General features: G+C 76.2%; 14 protein-coding genes and 1 riboswitch. Of the genes, 7 read left to right on the top strand and 7 right to left on the bottom strand.

Going from position 1 to position 15,172, the window contains the following annotated elements; all coding sequences use genetic code 11:
* Positions 1 to 19 precede the first annotated feature (19 nt).
* Positions 20 to 826, bottom strand: coding sequence for a hypothetical protein (locus tag HKK73_RS19410; protein WP_338074490.1), 807 nt, complete (start codon positions 824 to 826; stop codon positions 20 to 22).
* A gap of 207 nt (positions 827 to 1,033) precedes the next feature.
* Between HKK73_RS19410 and HKK73_RS05490 the strand changes: the two genes are divergently transcribed.
* On the top strand, positions 1,034 to 2,194 hold the full coding sequence (locus HKK73_RS05490; RefSeq protein WP_171467588.1) for a glycosyltransferase family 4 protein: 1,161 nt from the start codon (positions 1,034 to 1,036) through the stop codon (positions 2,192 to 2,194).
* A gap of 4 nt (positions 2,195 to 2,198) precedes the next feature.
* On the opposite strand, the gene guaA is transcribed toward HKK73_RS05490, so the two are convergent.
* Entirely contained in the window at positions 2,199 to 3,812 is a 1,614-nt protein-coding gene (gene guaA / locus HKK73_RS05485; RefSeq protein ID WP_061268633.1) for a glutamine-hydrolyzing GMP synthase, read from the bottom strand.
* A 42-nt stretch (positions 3,813 to 3,854) separates the two neighbouring features.
* Positions 3,855 to 4,568, bottom strand: a complete 714-nt coding sequence (gene thiE, locus HKK73_RS05480; protein WP_137280128.1) for a thiamine phosphate synthase — start codon at positions 4,566 to 4,568, stop codon at positions 3,855 to 3,857.
* A 44-nt stretch (positions 4,569 to 4,612) separates the two neighbouring features.
* Positions 4,613 to 4,715: riboswitch (TPP riboswitch) on the top strand.
* On the opposite strand from thiE, the gene thiO reads away from it, so the two are divergent.
* The 3 genes from thiO (at position 4,705) to HKK73_RS05465 (ending at position 7,070) form a co-directional block, all read left to right on the top strand.
* On the top strand, positions 4,705 to 5,979 hold the full coding sequence (thiO, locus tag HKK73_RS05475) for a glycine oxidase ThiO (protein WP_171467587.1): 1,275 nt from the start codon (positions 4,705 to 4,707) through the stop codon (positions 5,977 to 5,979). Its footprint overlaps the riboswitch before it by 11 nt.
* Before the next feature lie 5 nt (positions 5,980 to 5,984).
* Complete coding sequence (gene thiS / locus HKK73_RS05470) at positions 5,985 to 6,218, top strand: sulfur carrier protein ThiS (RefSeq protein WP_076405108.1); 234 nt, start codon at positions 5,985 to 5,987, stop codon at positions 6,216 to 6,218.
* A 9-nt stretch (positions 6,219 to 6,227) separates the two neighbouring features.
* Complete coding sequence (locus HKK73_RS05465; RefSeq protein WP_171467586.1) at positions 6,228 to 7,070, top strand: thiazole synthase; 843 nt, start codon at positions 6,228 to 6,230, stop codon at positions 7,068 to 7,070.
* Positions 7,071 to 7,167: 97 nt separating this feature from the next.
* Here the strand turns inward: HKK73_RS05465 and HKK73_RS05460 are convergent, their stop codons facing one another.
* Together HKK73_RS05460 and HKK73_RS05455 are read right to left on the bottom strand one after the other, a co-directional pair.
* Positions 7,168 to 8,484, bottom strand: coding sequence for a ThiF family adenylyltransferase (locus tag HKK73_RS05460; RefSeq protein WP_171467585.1), 1,317 nt, complete (start codon positions 8,482 to 8,484; stop codon positions 7,168 to 7,170).
* Positions 8,481 to 8,927 (bottom strand): DUF3817 domain-containing protein, encoded by a 447-nt coding sequence (locus HKK73_RS05455; protein WP_081600117.1) that lies wholly within the window; start codon positions 8,925 to 8,927, stop codon positions 8,481 to 8,483. Before HKK73_RS05455 ends, HKK73_RS05460 begins: the two co-directional genes overlap by 4 nt.
* Before the next feature lie 121 nt (positions 8,928 to 9,048).
* Between HKK73_RS05455 and HKK73_RS05450 the strand changes: the two genes are divergently transcribed.
* The 3 genes from HKK73_RS05450 to HKK73_RS05440 are packed head-to-tail and all read left to right on the top strand — an operon-like array spanning position 9,049 to position 13,639.
* Positions 9,049 to 10,845 carry an ABC transporter ATP-binding protein gene (locus HKK73_RS05450; protein ID WP_043656321.1) on the top strand — a complete coding sequence of 599 codons (1,797 nt, stop codon included), beginning with the start codon at positions 9,049 to 9,051 and terminating at the stop codon, positions 10,843 to 10,845.
* Positions 10,842 to 12,575, top strand: a complete 1,734-nt coding sequence (locus HKK73_RS05445) for an ABC transporter ATP-binding protein (RefSeq protein WP_144722367.1) — start codon at positions 10,842 to 10,844, stop codon at positions 12,573 to 12,575. Before HKK73_RS05450 ends, HKK73_RS05445 begins: the two co-directional genes overlap by 4 nt.
* A gap of 26 nt (positions 12,576 to 12,601) precedes the next feature.
* Positions 12,602 to 13,639 carry a GNAT family N-acetyltransferase gene (locus HKK73_RS05440; RefSeq protein WP_216608055.1) on the top strand — a complete coding sequence of 346 codons (1,038 nt, stop codon included), beginning with the start codon at positions 12,602 to 12,604 and terminating at the stop codon, positions 13,637 to 13,639.
* A 137-nt stretch (positions 13,640 to 13,776) separates the two neighbouring features.
* Here HKK73_RS05440 and HKK73_RS05435 read toward each other — a convergent pair whose 3' ends face one another.
* A complete protein-coding gene (locus HKK73_RS05435; protein ID WP_034654148.1) occupies positions 13,777 to 14,070 on the bottom strand; it encodes a hypothetical protein in 294 nt (97 codons plus the stop codon).
* A gap of 207 nt (positions 14,071 to 14,277) precedes the next feature.
* Positions 14,278 to 15,171, bottom strand: a complete 894-nt coding sequence (locus HKK73_RS05430; RefSeq protein ID WP_051028280.1) for an SURF1 family protein — start codon at positions 15,169 to 15,171, stop codon at positions 14,278 to 14,280.
* Between the last annotated feature and the right edge of the window lies 1 nt (position 15,172).

Here is a 15,172-nt window from a genome sequence, read left to right as displayed (position 1 = left end):
GGACGGGCTGCCGGGACGGTCAGGGGGTCGGCTCGTCGCCCCGCCGCGTCGGGCCGTCGGCCCGGTGCTCGGGCGTGGTCGGCCCGGTCGTCGTCGTCGGGGTGTCGGGCGAGGCCGCGGGCGAGGAGCCCGGTGCGCTCGGCGTGCCCGTGCCGGCGGCACCGGTCGGCTCGACGGGCGTCGCCGTCGTGCCGGGAGCGGCCGCGCGGGCCTCGGCGCCGGGGGTCGAGAGCGCAGAGGGGCGGCCCGGGGAGGTCGGCTCGGGACGCACCGGAGGCGCCGTCGGCGACGGCTCGACGTGCCCCGGCGCGGCGTGCGCGGGTGCGGCGTGCCGACCGGCGTCCGACAGGTCGCCCGACGACGAGTAGCCGCCCGGGGTCTCGACGGCGACGCTCGGCCCGCCCGCGAGCCGCCGGAGCGCGATGCCGACGAGGATGAACAGGATGCCCAGCCCGATGACGAGCGCGCACACCCCGAACGCGACGACGGAGGTGAACAACGACGCGCGCAGGAACGAGGCCGTCATGACGGTCTGGCGCGTCGGATCGTCCTGACCGAGCTCGGCGTAGGTCTTGCCGCCGCTCGCCTCGAGCGCGTGCTTGTTGATGACCTCGGCCTGCGCGTACGCGGTGAGCGGCCCGTTGACGTGGCGCCCCGCGAGGAACGACGCGTCGTCGGAGACGGTGATCTCCTCGGCGGACAGCTGGTTCGACACGACGATCCATGTGCCGATGCCCGCGAGGAGAAGGATGATGCCCGCGATGATCGACACGAGACCGATGCCCCGTGCCCCCTTCGTCGGTGTGACGGTGACGGTGCTCGACATGGCGCGTTCTCCCCTTCGTCAGGACCCACCTGCAACCGCCCGCACGAGACCGCCCGCGGGTGCGGGCCGGTCACGGGACGGTCGAACCACCCATACGGGGCCCACGGTAGCGACGGGAGCGGAGCACCGCGCGGCGAACGCGCACCTCAGGGCGGGCGCGGCGGCGACCGCGCGGCCCGCCGGGGCCGGGATGGGAGGATGCGGTCCGTGCGCATCACCCACCTGACCGACTGCTACCTGCCGCTGCTCGGCGGCATCGAGACCCAGGTCGCGCGGCTCGCGCAGCAGCAGGCGGCCGCCGGTCACGACGTCGCGGTCGTCTGCACGACGCCCGCGCGCCCCGGCGCGCACGGCGTGTCGACCGAGCGGGACGGTGCCGTCACGGTGCACCGGCTCGCCGCGCGCGTCCCGGGCGGGTACCCCGTGCACCCGCGCGCGCCGCACCACGTGGCGCAGGTCCTGCGCGCCGACCGGCCCGACGTCGTGCACCTGCACATGGGCGTGCTGACGCCCTCCACCCAGGCGTCGCTGCGGACGGTCGTGCGCGCGGGGCTGCCCGCGGTGCTCACCGTGCACAGCGTCTGGGGCGGCGCGGAGCGCGCGTTCGCCGGGCTCGACCGCGTGGTCCGCTGGTCCCGCTGGCCCGTGCTGTGGTCGGCCGTGAGCGAGCTGACCGCCGCTCCCCTGCGCCGCATCGTCGGCGACCACGGCGAGGTCGTGGTGCTGCACAACGGCCTCGACCTCGACGCGTGGCGCATCCCGCGCACCGAGCGCGCCGACCGCATGGAGGGCTCGGCCGTCCACGTCGTGGCCGCGACGCGGTTCGCGCCGCGCAAGCGCGTGCTGCCGTTCCTCGAGGTCGTGCGCGACGCCGTCGCGCGCCTCCCCGAGGGGGCGCTGCACGTGACGCTCGCCGGGGACGGACCCGAGCTGGCCGACGCGCGGCGCTTCGTCACCGAGCACGGGCTGGGGTCGGTCGTGTCGCTCCCCGGCCGCCTCGACGCGACGGGCCTCCAGCGGCTCTACGCGCGCGCCGACGTGTTCGCCGCGCCCGCCGTCGAGGAGGCGTTCGGCATCGCCGCGCTCGAGGGCCAGGCCGCCGGGCTGGCGGTGCTCACGCGCTCGCAGTCGGGCGTCGCGGAGCGCCTCACCGACGGCGTCGATGCGCTCGTGGCGGACGACGACGCCGGCCTCGCCGACGCGCTCGTACGCCTCGCGACCGAGGACGGCCTGCTCGACCGGATCGTCGCCCACAACCGGGACGTGCCGTCGTCGGCGGGCTGGCCGCGCGTGCTCGCCGACGTGGAGCGGGCATACGAACGGGCCGCGACGATCGCCGTGGATCGTCGGGCCCGTCCGTCCCGCTAGGGGGTCACTCCCACTCGATGGTGCCCGGGGGCTTGCTCGTCACGTCGAGCACGACGCGGTTGACCTCGGAGACCTCGTTGGTGATGCGCGTCGAGATGACGGACAGCACGTCGTAGGGCAGGCGCGTCCAGTCGGCCGTCATCGCGTCCTCGGACGAGACGGGGCGCAGCACGATCGGGTGGCCGTAGGTGCGGCCGTCGCCCTGGACGCCGACCGAGCGGACGTCGGCGAGCAGCACGACCGGGCACTGCCAGATCTCCTGGTCGAGGCCGGCCTTCGTGAGCTCCTCGCGCGCGATCGCGTCGGCGGCGCGCAGCGTCTCGAGGCGGTCCGCCGTGACCTCGCCGACGATGCGGATGCCGAGCCCGGGGCCCGGGAACGGCTGCCGCGCGACGATCTCCTCGGGCACGCCGAGCTCGCGACCGACCGCGCGGACCTCGTCCTTGAACAGGGTGCGCAGCGGCTCGACGAGCGAGAACTGCAGGTCGTCGGGCAGGCCGCCGACGTTGTGGTGGCTCTTGATGTTCGCCGCGCCCTCGCCGCCGCCGGACTCGACGACGTCCGGGTAGAGCGTGCCCTGCACGAGGAACTTCACCTCGGCGCCGTGCTCGCCCGCGTCCTCGACGATCTGGCGCGCCGCGTCCTCGAACACGCGGATGAACTCGCGGCCGATGATCTTGCGCTTGGTCTCCGGGTCGCTGTGCCCGGCGAGCGCGGTGAGGAACCGCTCCTTCTCGTCGCGGATCACGAGGTTGACGCCCGTCGCCGCGACGAAGTCGCGCTCGATCTGCTCGACCTCGCCCGCGCGCATCAGCCCGTGGTCGACGTGCACGCACGTGAGCTGGTCGCCCACCGCACGCTGCACGAGCGCCGCGGCGACGGCGGAGTCCACGCCGCCCGAGAGGGCGCAGATGACGCGCGCGTCGCCGACTTGGGCGCGGATCGCAGCGACCTGGTCCGCGATGACGTTGCCGGGCGTCCAGTCCGGTGCGAGGCCCGCGCCGTCGTACAGGAAGTGCTCCAGCACGGTCTGGCCGTGGGCGGAGTGCTTGACCTCCGGGTGCCACTGCACGCCGTAGAGGCGACGCTCGCGGTCCTCGAACGCGGCGACCGGCGAGCCCGACGACGTCGCGAGGACCTCGAAGCCCTCGGGCGCGCGGTGCACGGCGTCGCCGTGGCTCATCCATGTGGTCTGGTTCTGCGGCGTGCCGTCGAGCAGCACGCCCGCGGCGCACACCTCGACCTCGGTGCCGCCGTACTCGCGCAGACCCGTCTGGGCGACCTCGCCGCCGAGCGCCTTCGCCATGGCCTGGAAGCCGTAGCAGATGCCCATGACGGGCACGCCGGCCTCGAACAGCGCCGGGTCGACGAACGGGGCACCCGTCGCGTACACGGACGAGGGACCGCCCGAGAGGATGATCGCGGCCGGGTCCTTGGCGAGCATCTGCTCGACCGTGAAGGTGTGCGGCACGATCTCGGAGTAGACCTTGGCCTCGCGCACGCGGCGCGCGATGAGCTGCGCGTACTGGGCGCCGAAGTCGACGACGAGCACGGGCCGCGGGGTCGAGGCCACCTCGGCGGTGGTGGGGGTGTCGGGAGCGGTGGCGGGTGACGTCACCCGTCCAGGATAGTCGCCGTGCGGCGGGGCTCGTCCCGCGTCTCAGGCGTCGGTGCGCACCTCGGCGCGCGCCGCGACGCGCTCGCGCAGGGCGCGGGCGGCCGCCTCCGGGTTGCTCGCCGCCGTGATCGCGCGCACCACCACGATCCGGGTCGCGCCCGCGTCGAGGACCGCGTCGAGCCGGTCCGCGTCGATCCCGCCGATCGCGAACCAGGGCGTCGCGGGCCGGGTCGCCGCGACGTCGCGCAGCAGGTCCAGGCCGACGGCGGCCCGCCCCGGCTTCGTCGGGGTCGCCCACAGCGGACCCACGCAGAAGTAGTCCACCGCCGGGTCGGCCTCTGCCGCGGCCGCCTGCGCGGCCGAGTGCGTGGACCGGCCGAGCGCGGGCCCCGCGCCGAGCAGCGCCCGCACGGCCGGGACCGGCAGGTCGCCCTGGCCCATGTGCACGACCGGCGCGCCCGTGACCGACGCCACGTCCGCCCGGTCGTTCACGGCCCACAGCGCGCCGTGCTCCGTCGCTACGCGCGCGACGAGCTCCTGGAGCTCGAGCTCGCGCGCGACGTCGAGCGTCTTGTCGCGGAGCTGCACGACGTCCACCCCGCCCGCGAGCGCCGCCCGCAGGAAGTCCTCGAGGTCGCCGCGCTCCTCGCGCGCGTCCGTGCAGAGGTAGAGCCGCGCGTCGGCGAGCCGGGCGCGTGCGGCGTCCCCTGCCGACGGGGCGGGAGTGGCCGGGGTGGTGGAGGTCTCGGAGCTCACCCGCGGGAGCCTAGCCTCGGCGGGCCCACGGCAGGAGGTACTGTGGCCGACAGCACGGGAGCCCCGCACGGGGCTGAGAGGGCGTCGCCGCCGACCGTCGAACCTGATCTGGGTCATGCCAGCGAAGGGAGCGCACATGAGCCTGTCCGTCCACCCGTCCGCGGGTGGCTCCGTCGTGCCCGACGGCGCGCGCGACGTCGTCGTCGTGGGGGGCGGGATCGTGGGTCTCGCCGTCGCGTGGCGCGCCGCGCGCGCGGGCCTGACCGTCACGGTGCTCGACCCGGCGCCGGGCGCGGGCGCGACGCACGCCGCAGCGGGGATGCTCGCGCCGGTGACCGAGGCCGACTTCGGGGAGGAGGCCGCCCTGCGGCTCCACCTCGCGGCCGCCGCGGCGTGGCCGGCGTTCGCCGCGGACCTGCGCGCGGCGACGGGGGCGGACGTCGGGCTGCGGACCGCCGGGACGCTCACCCTCGCCTACGACGCGGACGACCTCGCGCTGCTCCGCCGCGTCCTCGCCCTGCACGCCGCGCACGGTCTCGCGTCGCACGAGCTCACCGTCGCCGACGCGCGCCGACGCGAGCCGTACCTGGGCCCGCGCGTCGCCGGGGCGGCGTGGGCCCCCGCGGACCACGCCGTCGACCCGCGCGCGACGCACGCCGCGCTGCTCGCGGCGGTCGTCGGACGCGACACCGCGGGCGCGGGCTCGGCCGCCGGGACCCGCGTCGTCCGCGCGGCCGCGACCCGGCTCGCGCTCGATGCCGGGCGCGTGGTCGGCGTGCACGACGACGCCGGCCGGCTCCACCGCGCGGGTGCGGTCGTCGTCGCGGCGGGCTGGCAGTCGGGCGCCCTCCTCGCGGACGTGCCGGGCGTCGTCGTGCCCACGCGCCCGGTGAAGGGTCAGACGCTGCGGCTCGACGCGGGCCCGGACCTCGCGCTGGAGCACGTCGTGCGCGGGCTCGTGCAGGGCCGGCCGGTGTACGTCGTGCCGCGCGACGCCGAGCCGGCGGGGCCGCGCGCGGGTCACCGGGAGGTCGTCGTCGGGGCCACCACCGAGGAGAACCCGGACGACCGCCGCGCCACCGCCGGCGGGGTCTTCGCGCTCCTGCGGGACGCGCGCGCCCTCCTGCCGGGGATCGACGAGGCCGCGCTGGTCGAGGTGACGCCGCGGGGGCGTCCCGCGACCCCGGACAACCTCCCGCTCGTCGGGCCGACGGACGTCCCGGGGCTGCACCTCGCGACGGGCCACGGCCGCAACGGCATCCTGCTCGCCCCGCTCACGGCCGACGCCGTCGTCGCCGGGCTCGGCGGGCTCCCCGCGCTCGGCGGGACGGAGCCCGGCGACGACGTCGCGACCGCCCTCGCCACCGCCCGGACCGACCGCTTCGCCCGCACCGCCACGACACCGAGGTGAGACCCGTGACCGCACCCGCACCCACCGCGCTCGTCAACGGCGAGCCGTACCCGCTCGACGGCGACGTCGACCTGGAGCGGCTCGTCGCCGCGCTCGTCCCCGCCTACGTCGCCGACGGCACGCCGCAGGGCGTCGCGGTGGCCGTCGGGGACGCCGTCGTGCCGCGCGGCGCCTGGGCGACGACCGTCGTCGCGCCCGGGGACCGCATCGAGATCGTCACCGCCGTCCAGGGCGGCTGAGGAGGAGCCATGACCACGACCGACGTCTCCCCCGCCACCGCGAGCGGCCCGGCCGGCGCCGACGACCCGCTCGTCGTCGCCGGCACCCCGATCGGGTCGCGCCTCGTCATGGGCACCGGCGGGGCCGCGAACCTGCTCACGCTCGAGGACGCGCTCGTCGCGTCGGGCACCGCCCTGACGACCGTCGCGATGCGACGCGTCGCCGTCCGCGCCGGCGGGGACGCGAGCCCCGACGCCGGGATCTGGGCGCTGCTCGCCCGTCTCGGCATCCGCGCGCTGCCCAACACCGCCGGGTGCTTCTCGGTGCGGGAGGCCGTCCTCACCGCGCACCTCGCGCGCGAGGCGTGCGGCACCGAGTGGGTCAAGCTCGAGGTGATCGCCGACGACGTGACCCTCCTGCCCGACCCGGTCGGCCTCGTCGAGGCGGCGGACCAGCTCGTGCGCGACGGGTTCGTCGTGCTGCCCTACACGAACGACGACCCGATCCTCGCGCGCCGGCTGGAGGACGTCGGCTGCGCGGCCGTCATGCCCCTCGGGGCACCGATCGGCACGGGGCTCGGCATCCTCAACCCGCGCAACGTCGAGGCGATCGCCGCCGCGGCCCGGGTGCCCGTGATCCTCGACGCGGGGATCGGCACGGCGTCCGACGCCGCGCTCGCGATGGAGCTCGGCTGCGACGGCGTGCTCCTCGCGACGGCCGTCACGCGCGCCGCCGACCCGGTCCGCATGGCCCGCGCGATGCGCCTCGCCGTCGAGTCGGGCCGGCTCGCCGCGGGCGCCGGGCGCATCCCCCGCCGCGAGGGCGCCCTGGCGAGCTCGTCCCCGCAGGGCCGCCTCGACCTCGCCCTCTGACCCCGTCGACCAGGCGGTCCCTGCGCGCCGAGCAGGCCATCCCGGCTCGTCCGCCGACCAGGACGCGCCACGACCACCTGGTCGACGTGCAGGGGGGCTAGGGGGTGGGGGTCTTCAGGGCGTCGAGGAGGGCCGGGACGCCGCCGACGACGGAGCGTGCGTCGAGGCCCGCCGCGCGGGCGGCGTCGGCGACGCGGGCGGAGCGGCCGCCGACCGCGCACACCACGAGCACCGGGCGGTCGGCGGGCAGGTCCGCGATCGCCGCGGCGGCACCGGGGTCCTGCGCGCCGCCGAGGAACTCGCCGCTCGGGACGAGCGTCGACCCGGGGAGCGGGCGCACCTGCGCCTCCCAGTCCTCGCGGACGTCGAGCAGGAAGGGTGCGGCGTCGTCGGCCCGCAGCAGGGCGGCCGCGTCAGGGGCGGACACGTCGCGCGGCGCGGGCCCCGGTGCCCCGGTCGGCCCCGCCCCGCCACCGGGCACCGCCACGACCGACGCCGCGGGCCGGAGCCCGCAGAACGCGGCGTAGGCGTCGTCGCCCGGCAGGAGCGCGGTGACGGGCTCGCGCGTCGGGTCGGCGCGCACGGTGAGCTGGCGCCACGAGAGGTCGAGGGCGTCGTAGACGGCGAGGCGGCCCAGCAGCGTCGTGCCGGCGCCGGTGACGAGCTTGATCGCCTCGGTCGCCATGACCGAGCCGACGGTGCCGCACATCGCGCCGAACACGCCGCCGGTCGCGCAGTCGGGTGCCGCGCCCGGGGGCGGCGGGACGGGGAACACGTCGCGGTAGGTGACCCCGCGCGGGCCCTGCTCCCCCGACCCCGCCGCAGGGTCAGGACCCGCGGCGTCCGGGTGCGGGGCGTCGTCGGGCACGGCGAACCGGGGCGCGGCCCAGAAGACGCTGACCTGTCCCTGGAAGCGGTAGATCGAGCCCCAGACGACGGGCAGGCCGAGGACCTCGGCCGCGTCGGAGACGAGGTAGCGGGTCGGGAAGTTGTCGGCGCCGTCGAGCACGACGTCGTAGCCGCGCAGCACGTCGAGCGCGTTGTCCGCGTCGAGCCGCAGCGCGTGCTCGACGACGTGGACGTGCGGGTTGACGTCCGCGATGCTCTCGTGCGCGGAGTCGACCTTGCGGCGCCCGACGTCCGACCCGCCGTGGATGACCTGGCGCTGGAGGTTGGACGTGTCGACGGCGTCGTCGTCGACGATGCCGATCGTGCCGACGCCCGCGGCGGCGAGGTAGAGCAGCGCGGGGCTGCCGAGGCCGCCCGCGCCGACGACGAGCACGCGCGCGGCCGCGAGCCGCCGCTGGCCCTCGGTGCCGACGCCCGGCAGCGCGAGGTGGCGCGCGTAGCGCTCGAGCTCCGGCGTCGAGAGCTCGTGACCGGGCGCGACGAGGGGCGCGAGCGGCGTCGTCATGCCGCGTACTGCTCCTCCAGCGCGACGAGCTTCGCGTCGGCCTCGGCGTGCACCTTCTTCTCGAGGATGAACGACATGACCGGCACGACGCCCGCGAACACCATCGTCGCGAGGCGGCCCCAGCCCCAGCGCATCTTGGTCCACAGGTCGAGCACGGTGACGAGGTACACGACGTAGATCCACCCGTGGGCGAAGGGGATCCAGGACACGTAGCGCATGATCCCGTCGACGTCGACGAACGCACCGACCCCGTACTTGACGAGCATCTCGACGCACAGGATCAGCAGCATCACACCGGTGATGATCGCGAGGACCCGGTAGCGCGCGAGCGCGCCGCGCGCCTTGCGGATCGCGGTGCGCGCGGCCTCCGCGCTGGGGGCCGCCGCGTCGGCGGGGGCGACGACGGGCGCGTCGGTGGGGGTGGCCGGGTCCTGCGTGGTCATGGGAGAGGTCCTCGTTCCGGGCGAGACGGCCGCGGCGGTCTCCGCCGCGTGCGGTGGCGTGACGCGGTCGCCGCGTTAAACCGTCGCCGCGTGTCGGACGCCGAACCTAGGGTAGAACACCGTGCGACCCCTCCCTCTCCCCGACCCGGGGACTCCCGACCTGCGCGGCCCGTCCCGCTACCTCCTCTGGATCGCCCGGCGCCAGTGGACGGTGCTCACGGTGTCCGTGCTGCTCGGCCTCGTGAACTTCGCGTGCCAGGCGTTCCAGCCGTACATGCTCGGCCGCGCGCTCGACGAGGGGCTCACCGCCGGGTTCGGTGCCGAGCTGTGGCGCTGGGCGGGCCTCCTGCTCGCGCTGGGCCTGGGCATCGTCGTCACGGGCGTGACGCAGCACCGGTTCGACATCGCGAACTGGCTGCGCTCGGCGCTCACGACGTCGCAGCTCGTGGGCGACGTCACGGCCCGCTCGGGCGACGCGATCACCGAGGAGCTCCCGACGGGCGAGGTCGTGTCCACCGTCGCGAGCGACGCGATGCGCGTCGGCCAGCTCTTCTCGATGATGGGCCAGTTCCTCGGCGCGCTCGGCGCGTACGTCGTCGTGGCGGTCATCATGCTCTCGACGTCGCTGCAGCTCGGTCTCGTCGTCGTGCTGGGCCTGCCGGTCGTCGCCGCGGTGCTCGCGCTGCTCGTCAAGCCGCTCCAGCAGCGCCAGGCCGCGCAGCGCGAGGCGCAGGGCCGCCTGACGACGCTCGGCGCGGACACGGTGTCGGGCCTGCGCATCCTGCGCGGGATCGGCGGCGAGGGCGTGTTCGTGGGCCGCTACGCGCAGCAGTCGCAGAAGGTCCGCGAGGCCGGCGTGAAGGTCGCGCACACGCAGGCCACGCTCGACGCGCTCCAGGTGCTCCTGCCCGGTCTCCTCGTCGTGCTCGTCGTCTACCTCGGCGCGACGGCGGCCCTGCGCGGCGAGATCACGCCCGGGCAGCTCGTCGCGTTCTACGGGTACACAGCGTTCCTCGGCTGGCCGCTGCAGGTCGCGACGCAGATGCTCAACATCGCGACGCGCGCCCACGTCGCCGCGCGCAAGATCGTGCGCGTCCTCGCGGTCGAGCCGGCAGCGGGCGCGAGCCCGGCCACCGCGCCCATGCCGCCCGAGGGCAGCCCCCTCGTCGACGAGACGAGCGGCCTGGTGCTCGAGCCGGGACGCGTCGTCGCGCTCGTCTCGGCGGACCCGGAGGCGTCGGCGGCCGTCGCGACCCGGCTGGGCCGGTTCGACGACGCCGCGGAGGCGGCCACGCCCGTGCGGCTCGGCGGCACACCGCTCGCCGCGCTCGACAAGCACACGCTCCGGCGCCGCGTCGTCGTCGCCGAGGCGACGCCGCAGCTCTTCTCGGGCGCGCTACGCGACGAGCTCGACGCGCGCGGCACCGCGACGGAGGCCGAGGTGCTCGCCGCGGTGAGCACGGCCGACGCGCACGACGTGCTCGACTCCGTGCCCGACGGCCTCGCGGGCGAGCTGCCCGAGAAGGGGCGGTCGCTCTCGGGCGGCCAGCGCCAGCGCGTCGCGCTCGCCCGGGCGCTCCTCACGGACCCGGAGATCCTCGTCCTCGTCGAGCCGACGAGCGCCGTCGACGCGCACACCGAGGCGCGGATCGCCGCGAGCCTCGCGCAGGCCCGTCGCGGGCGCACGACCCTCGTCGTCACGGCGTCGCCGCTCGTGCTCGAGCACGTCGACGAGGTGCTGCTCCTCGAGGACGGCCGGGTCACGGCGCGCGGCACGCACCGCGACCTCGTCGACCGCGCCCACTCCCCCGCGACAGCACCGGACGACGACGCGGCCCGGTACCTGCGCGTCGTCGGGCGCTCGCTCGACGACACCCCCGCCCTCGCCCGCACCGCACCCGAAGGAGGCCAGGCATGAGGCTCCCCGTCGCCGACGGCCCCGCCGTCCGCGCCGCCGCCGGACGCCTGTTCGCCCGGCACCGCGGCACGTTCGTGCTCATCGCCGTCCTCCACACCCTGGCCGCGGTCGCGGGTCTCGTGGGGCCGTGGCTCCTCGGCCGGCTCGTCGACGCCGTCACCGAGGGCACCACGTCGTCGTACGTGACGACCGTCGTCGCCGTGGGCGCGGGCGCGGTCCTCGCGCAGGCCGTCCTGCGCCGGTACGCGCAGCGCCTGTCCATGGTCTTCGGCGAGACCGTGTTCGCCGAGCTCCGCGAGGACCTCGTCGAGACGGTGACGTCGCTGCCGCTGTCCACGGTCGAGCGCGCGGGGACGGGCGACCTCGTGGCGCGCACGACGAACGACGTCGACCGCATCCAGCACGCCGTGCGGTTCGGCGTGCCGCAGCTCCTCGTCGCGGTCGTCACGCTCGTGCTCACGGCGGTCGCGGCCGTCGTCGTCGCGCCGCTCGTGGCGCTCGCGCTGTTCGTGGGCGTGCCGCTGCTCGTCGTCGTGTCGCGGTGGTACCTCAAGCGCGCGTCGGCCGGCTACCAGCGCGAGGCCGCCGCCTACGCGACGCTCAACGGCACCATCACCGAGAGCGTCGAGGGCGCGCGCACGGTCGACGCGCTCTCGCTCACCGAGCGCCGCCAGGCGCGCGTGCGCGCCGACCTCACCGAGGCGTTCGAGGCGGAGCGGTACACCCTCGGGCTGCGCACCGTGCTGTTCCCGGGCATCGACCTGGCCATCGCGATCGCGCCCGTCGCGGCGCTCGTGTGGGGCGCGTGGCTGCTCTCGCAGGGCCAGACGACGCTCGGCGCCGTGGCCACGGTGACGACCTACGCGTTCCAGCTCGCCGGGCCGGTGTGGAACCTCATCTTCTGGCTCGACGAGATCCAGGTGGCCGCGGCGTCGTACGCCCGCATCGTCGGCGTCGCGCAGGTGCCCGGCGACCGCACCCCGACGGGCGACGTGCCCGACGGCGACCGCCTCGTCGCGCGCGACGTCGAGTACGCCTACCGCGAGGGCCACCCCGTGCTGCACGGCGTCTCGCTCGACCTCGAGCCGGGCGAGCGGCTCGCCGTCGTCGGGCCGTCGGGCGCGGGCAAGTCGACCCTGGGCCGCATGCTCGCGGGCATCCACCCCCCGACGGCGGGCTCCGTCCGCTCCGGCGGCGTGCGGCTCGTCGACCTGCCGCTCGAGGACCTGCGGCGCGAGGTCGCGCTCGTCACGCAGGAGCACCACGTGTTCGTCGGCACGCTCGCGGACAACCTGCGCCTCGCGAAGGTCGACGCGGACGAGGCCGAGCTGCTCGACGCGCTCGACGCCGTCGACGCGCGCGGGTGGGCCGAGTCGCTGCCCGAGGGCCTCGCCACGGCCGTGGGGTCGGGCGGGCACGTGCTCACCCCGGCGCAGGCGCAGCAGCTCGCGCTCGCGCGCCTCGTGCTGCTCGACCCGCACACGCTCGTGCTCGACGAGGCGACGTCGCTCCTCGACCCCCGGGCGGCCCGCCACCTCGAGCGCTCGCTCGACGCCGTGCTGGCCGGCCGGACGGTCGTCGCGATCGCGCACCGCCTGCACACCGCGCACGACGCCGACCGCGTCGCCGTGGTCGACGGCGGCCGCATCAGCGAGATCGGCCCGCACGACGAGCTCGTCGCCGCGGGCGGCGACTACGCGCGGCTCTGGCACTCCTGGCAGCAGGAGTAGCGCCGGTCGGTGCCAAGATGGTGCCGATGCCTGGAACCACGAGCGCCACCCCGCACGACCTCCCGACCCTCCCGAGCCCCTGGCGGGCCCGGGTCCCCGGCTACGCCGACATCGACGCGCTCGTCCGGCTGCGGCGCCTGGACGAGCTCCAGGGCACGGGCTCGACGCACGTCGACCCCGCCGGGATCGAGTCCGAGGTCGCAGGGCTGGCCTCCTGGACGCGGCGCCAGCTGGTCGCCGTCGGGCCCGACGACGTCCCGCGCGCCTGGGTGACCGTGCACGACCGTGCCGCCGGGCGGGCCACCGTCTGGGGCTACTTCGACCGCGACGTGGCCGAGGTCGACGCGATCGCGGACGCGTTCTACCGCTGGGCGGAGCGCACCGCGGTCGCGATGGCGCGCCTGCGCGGCGTGACGGCGACGCGCCTCGACGAGAGCCCGTTCGCCGACGACACGCGCCAGGCGCAGTGGCTGACCCGGGCCGGGTACGCGCGGCGGCGCAGCTGGTTGCACATGACGCGCCCCGTCGTCCCGGACGATGCCGCGCTCGCCCCGCGCGCCGGGGTCATGGTCCGCCCGGTCGAGCGGCACGAGAACGGGATGCCTGTCGCGGCCGACCTCCAGGTCGTGCACCAGATGCTGGAGACGTCCTTCCAGGACCACTTCAACTCCTACCGGGAGAGCTTCTCGGAGTTCGTGCAGCGGCTCCGCGAGGACCCGGGCCACAGCTGGGACCACTGGTGGCTCGCGTACGTGGAGACCGACGACGGCCACCGGGTCCCCGCGGGCACGGTCGTGTGCTCGTCGATCGCCGCGGGCGAGAGCGGCGCGCGGGGCACCTACGTCGAGTACATCGGGGTGACGCGCGCCGCCCGCGGCCGCGGCGTGGCGAAGTCGCTGCTCGCGACGGTGATCGCGGACGCCGCCCGGGACGGTCGCGACCGCGTGGCGCTCGAGGTCGACGCCGACTCCCCCACGAAGGCCGACCAGCTCTACCGCTCGCTCGGCTGGGAGACGGACTACGTCACCGAGTCGTGGTTCAAGGACCTCGACCTCGACGGCTGACCGCGGGCGGCCGGGACGCGCAGCCGGTCGCGGGCCCGGACGCGCCGGTGCCCGGCCGTCGCGGACGACGACCGGGCACCGGGTGACGCGGCCTCGGGTGGCCTGGCGGAGTCAGACGACCCGATGGGACGAGCGCGTCAGAAGCACGAGACGTGGATCGCCACCGACGCGTCGGTCGACGTCGCGTAGGCGGTGCCCTGGCCGTCGTAGTCGTACATCGTCACCGCCGCGCCCGCGCTGTTGCGCGCGCTGTTGGTCGTCCCGTTGACCCGGAGCGACACGTTCGTCGGCGCGCTCGCCGTGATCTTCGCGTCGCGCGTGCCGCAGTTGTACGGCGTGGTCCTGCTCGCCGCGCTCGCGCTCGCCGCCGGGGCGAGGACCAGACCGATCGTGACCGCTGCCACCGCGAACGGTGCAAGACGCTTCTTCATGGAGTACCCCCGTGTCTCTCCGACCGCCGGGCGACGTCGACCGGCGGACCGCCCGGACGCTCTGTCCGGGCGGGATAAGACTGAGGTCCGTACATATGTCCGGCAAGCGGTGTGTCACGTGGTGAGACGGTGGTCCGTCCGCTCCCGCCCCGGGACGCGGCGCGTGCGCTCCCGACCCGCTCTCAGGGGTCGTTCGCGGGCCCGTCCTCAGGGGGTCGTTCGCGGGCCCGTCGCGCCGGCGTCGGCCGGGCCGGGGAGGCCGGCGATCCCCGCGTCCTCCCCGCGCGCGCGGCGCTTGCCGCCCGCCGCCTCGTCACGCACGAGCCGGACCCACAGCAGCACGGCGAACCCGCCGAACACCCACCACTGGAGCGCGTAGAACAGGTTCTGCAGGTTGAGCCCCGTGCCGCCCTCGATCGTCGGGCGCGGGAGCTGGGCCGGGCCGCCGTCGGCCGCCGACGGCTGCGCCGGGTCCGAGGACAGCAGCACGAGGTAGCCCGAGTACATCGGCCCGCCCCACGCGTTGACCAGCTCGCCCGTGGAGATCGCGTCGGTGCGGCCGGGGGCGGAGCCGCCCTGCCCGGCGGCCTCGGAGGCCTGGAGGTAGCCGGTCAGACGCACGACGCCGTCCGGCGGGTCGAGCGCGGCGCTCTCCTCGGGCGACTCGACCCAGCCCCGCACGACGGGCAGGACCGGGGCGCCCGAGAGGTCGGCCCACGACGCGCCCTGGGTGCCGTCGTCGGTCACGTGGAGCGGGGTGAGCACGAGGTAGCCGGTGCGGCCGTCGAGCGCGCGGCCCTCGACGAGGAGCTGCCCCTCCGCGTCGTACTCGCCCTCGACCCAGGCCTGCCGCCCGACGAGCTCGCCGGGGAACGTGGACTGCGGCGGGAGCAGCACGCCGACGCCCTCGGGGCCGGCGGCCTCAAGCTCGGCGGCCTCGTGCTGCGCCGCGAGCTCGGCACGCTGCTGGGCGCGGTCGAGCTGCCAGACGCCGAGCCGCGCGCACACGGCCGCGGCGACGAGGAGGAGCACGAGCAGCCCGACGACCCGGGGCTGGCGGGCGACCGCCCAGAACGAGCGGGGCGCGGTGGGCTCGGGCACG

This window comes from Cellulosimicrobium sp. 72-3 (genome assembly GCF_013127315.1).
In the GTDB taxonomy this organism is placed as follows: Bacteria; Actinomycetota; Actinomycetes; order Actinomycetales; family Cellulomonadaceae; genus Cellulosimicrobium; species Cellulosimicrobium funkei.
Note: the sequence above shows the minus strand (reverse complement) of the source record. Positions and strands in the feature narration are given on the sequence as shown.